Annotated in this window: 1 protein-coding gene; it reads left to right on the plus strand. The window is 59.5% G+C overall.

Annotated features, from left to right (window positions below; translation table 11 throughout):
• The coding region (locus V6C07_RS05520; RefSeq protein ID WP_442891924.1) for a beta strand repeat-containing protein at positions 1 to 3985 on the plus strand (3985 nt) is incomplete at both ends.

Raw genomic sequence — 3985 nt, forward strand, 5'->3', positions numbered from 1 at the left:
GCTGCGGGCGGCGATGGCGGCCCCGGCGATGGCGGCTCGGGACCGGAAACAGATGACTCATATCACACGCGGCTTATTGTCACAGGCGCTGAAAACAGCTTCTTCTCCTTCTACGCCGTGGATCAGGACGGCAATCTTGTTACGGACTCAAGCAGGATCGGCGATATCGAATTTCAAGGCGACAACACATATTTTTCCTTCGTGGGAGTTGCCACGGATAGCTCAATAGTTGTGGAACTTACCCCCGCCGGGCTTGCCGCGCTGGAGGACGGCACGCTGGCGTCGGACATGCTGCTTATTTCCGTTGACGGCACGACATATAAAATGCCGCTGCTCGTGGCCGGCGGCGCTGCTGGTCAGAACTACGATGCCGCCACCGAGGAGGAGCGCGCCCAGCTTGGCACTGACCTCAAGGCCGAATGGTACTCCACCGACTCCAAAACAGTAGCCGAAGACAAGATCACTCTTGGCGGCTCAAGCTACAATCAGGTGGATATTGACAAGCCCAACCCCAGCAACGGCCTCAACAGTATTGGCGTGCTCAATTCAACCATCGACATCGCCGCCTCAGACAGGGGCGAAGTCAGCATCACCGCCAACCACGACGCCGGTTCTGCTTACGGGCTTGCCACAGATGACAGCGGCTCGGCCTCCTCTTCCATTCGAGGCGGCTACGAAAGCTCCATAAATATCGCTGCTTATGCCAACGATCCCTCGGCTACGGCCTATGGTGTGTTTACCGATGCCAACCGGAGCAGCACCGCGGCTACGAACATTGAGGGCGGAAATGTTTCCATTGCGGCGCAAAGTACAGGGGTCGGAAGCTACGGCGTCCATGCGGGCAACAACTCCACCAATACCATCGACGCTATAGGGCAGGTAGACATCCAGGCCAGGGGTAACAACGCCACGGGTGTTTTTGCTGAAAACCATATACCCGGTGGGCATTCCACAAACCTCATTACCGGGAGCGAAGTTTCCATTACGGCCCAAACCCTTCAGACAGGCGATACGTACGGGATGTACAGCAATGCCGGACTCAACCAGGTTACCGCCGACACACAAGTCTCCGTGAGCGCTGACAATAAGGGAACCGGAACCGCCTGGGGCATGTACGCCAACTCCGACAGCTCCACGACTGCTGCGGGAAACAACGAGATCACCGGCCAGGACATCACGGTGGCAGCAACTGCGGCCAAAGGCGATGCCTACGCCATGTACGCAAGCAGTGACGAAAAGAGCACTGCCGGCAACATTTTGCACCTGGAAGGCGGAACTGCCAACATCAGTGCTGCCAGCAACTCCGCAACCGGCGGCTACAGCGCCCATGCCATGCAGGCAAACGATGCGCCCGACGGGCACAATAGCATTACCGGAAGCGGCACTGTGAACATTGCAGCCACCAGTACCGCAAAAACCGCCATTGGCATGTCCGCGGCTGCGGGCAGCAACAGCATCAGCACGACTGAGGGCAATGTAAACATCGACGCCCGTAACACCGGCACAAGCACCAGAGACAGCGCCACCGGCATGTCAGCCAACTCGGGAGAAAACAGCGTAGACGTCGGCAATGGCAATGTGACCGTGAACGCCACTGGCGGGGGCACCGCCGAGGGCATCTATGCCTTCAGCGGCGTAAATACCATCAAGGCCAATGGCGATGTGAATGTTAATACCAGCGGCTCCTCATACGCCGAGGGCATGTTCGCAACCAGTTCCGGCAAGAATACCATTACCGCCGAGAACGGCAATGTGACGCTGAACACCAACGCGGACTATGTTGCTACCGGCGTGGGCGCGTACGCATCCTCGACCAATGCCATAGACACTGGCAATGGCGATGTGAACGTCTCCACCAACTCTGCATACAGCGATGCCCAAGGCATGAACGCCGCCGGTAGCGGCAGCAACACCATCACCTCCGAAGGCGGCAACATAACCGTTACCGCCAAAGGATACATGACAGGCGACGCCGTGCGCGCAGCCTCTTCCGGCAGCAACACCATCACCACAAAGGACGGCGATGTAAACGTTACCGGCAACGCGAGCCACGCCGCTTCCGGCATGAACGCGAGCATATCCGGGACCAATGTCATCAATGCTGAAAATGGCGATGTGAACATCTCCGCCCACAGTGTATACGCCGACGGCAAAGGCATGAGTGCCGAGAGTGACGGCAGCAATACCATCAACGCTGATAACGGCAATGTGACCATCAGCGGCAGCGGAGCACAGCTCTCCTACGGCATGTATTCCGCGTTTTCAAGCAGCAATACCATCAACGCCGGCGGCGATGTGACTGTTATGGGCGACAGCAACACCGACAGCGGCGGCATGGCCGCCATCACGTCAGACAGCAGCAATATCATCAATGCAGGCGGCAACGTAGATGTTACCGGCAGCAGCTCGGGCGTGTACGCCGGCAGTTATGCCCAAAGCACCATCAATGCAGGCGGCAACGTGAATGTTACTGTCGAGGGAAGGGGAGGCTCTGGCGCGGCCCTTGGCGTAAGCAGCTCAGACCACGCCAACAATTCCATCAAAACCGGCAGTGGCCATGTAAACGTTACCGCCACAGGCAGCACCAGCAATACCGCCACAGCCATGTCTGCCATCAGCTACGCTGACGCCGTCATCAGCACAAAAACAGGTAATGTGACCCTGACCAGCAGCGACTACGGCATGTCCAGCGCGACATCCGGGCACAACACCATCACTACTGACAGCGGCAAGGTGAACATTGCCGCCGACAGCGTCCTCGATGGCTACGGCATGTATGCCACGACATCCGGGCGCAACGACATCATCACTGCAGGCAGCGATGTGACTGTTACCGCCAGCGGCAGCAACAGCAGCCAGGGCATGACCACCGAGTCCGGCTCCAACAGCATCACCACCTCCGCCACCGGCAATGTAACCGTTACCGCCGGCGGCAGCGGCACGGCCTACGGCATGCGCAGCTCCGGCGCTGGCGGCAATGCCATCAAGACTCAGGACGGCAATGTGCATGTTGCCGGTGGCGAGTTGGGCGTATCCGCCATTGGCTACGGCATGCTTGCCGATAACAGGAGCCAGAATGTCATCACCACCAACGGCGGCGATGTGAGCATTGCCGGCAGCGGCGACAGCGCATACGGCATGGCGGCCGCCAACGGCGGCTCCAATACCATCAAGGCCATCGGCGGCGAGGTGGACGTTACCGCCAACGGCAGCAGCAACAGTTATGGCATGGCTGCCACAGACGGCGGCATCAATCTCATACAGCCCGGCAGCGGCCCGGTGACCGTCACCATTACCGCCACAGCGGACAGTGCCGAAAAGGCTATTGCCATGTGGGCCGATGGCGGCAACTCCGTAAACTACATCACTGGCAGCTCCAAGGCGGGCGGCCCGGGCGACAGCATCACCCTGAATGCCAACAACGGCCAGGGCATCGCCATGCAGGCCGAAAACGGCGGTCAAAACATTATCACCACCGGTGCGGGCAACGACAGTGTGATCATCAACGGTGACATCAAGGGCAACGGCAATGAGATCAACCTGAGCCGTGGCGACAACACCCTCACCCTCAACGGCGCGGTTGAGCCGGGCAGCCTCAACGTCAAGACCGAGGGCATCGGCGCCAGCGCCGGAACCTACACGCTCATACTTCAGGCGCCCGATGCCGAAAGCTTTGTCAGCCAGTATGGGGACTGGCTCAACGACATCGGCTCTGACGATCTTATCGCCAACGGCATGAGAGGCATAACCTTTGACGGACTGGACGTCGCAACCCTGCCCCCGGATTTTCTGGCGGAATTCAACGACACCCTGTGGAACTTGCACGCCGAGGGCGTTGCCATTGAGCCGCCGGAGCTTGTCGACCAGTTGCACGACCCCGCCAATTCCTTCAGCGCGCCCCTGTCCGCAATGGCCGACGATACGGGTGTGGAGCACCATGATACGCAGGGCGCGCAGAACGCGCAGCATGCCGCCGGGCACGACG

The organism is Desulfovibrio sp. 1214_IL3152 (assembly GCF_036763055.1).
GTDB lineage: Bacteria > Desulfobacterota > Desulfovibrionia > Desulfovibrionales > Desulfovibrionaceae > Desulfovibrio.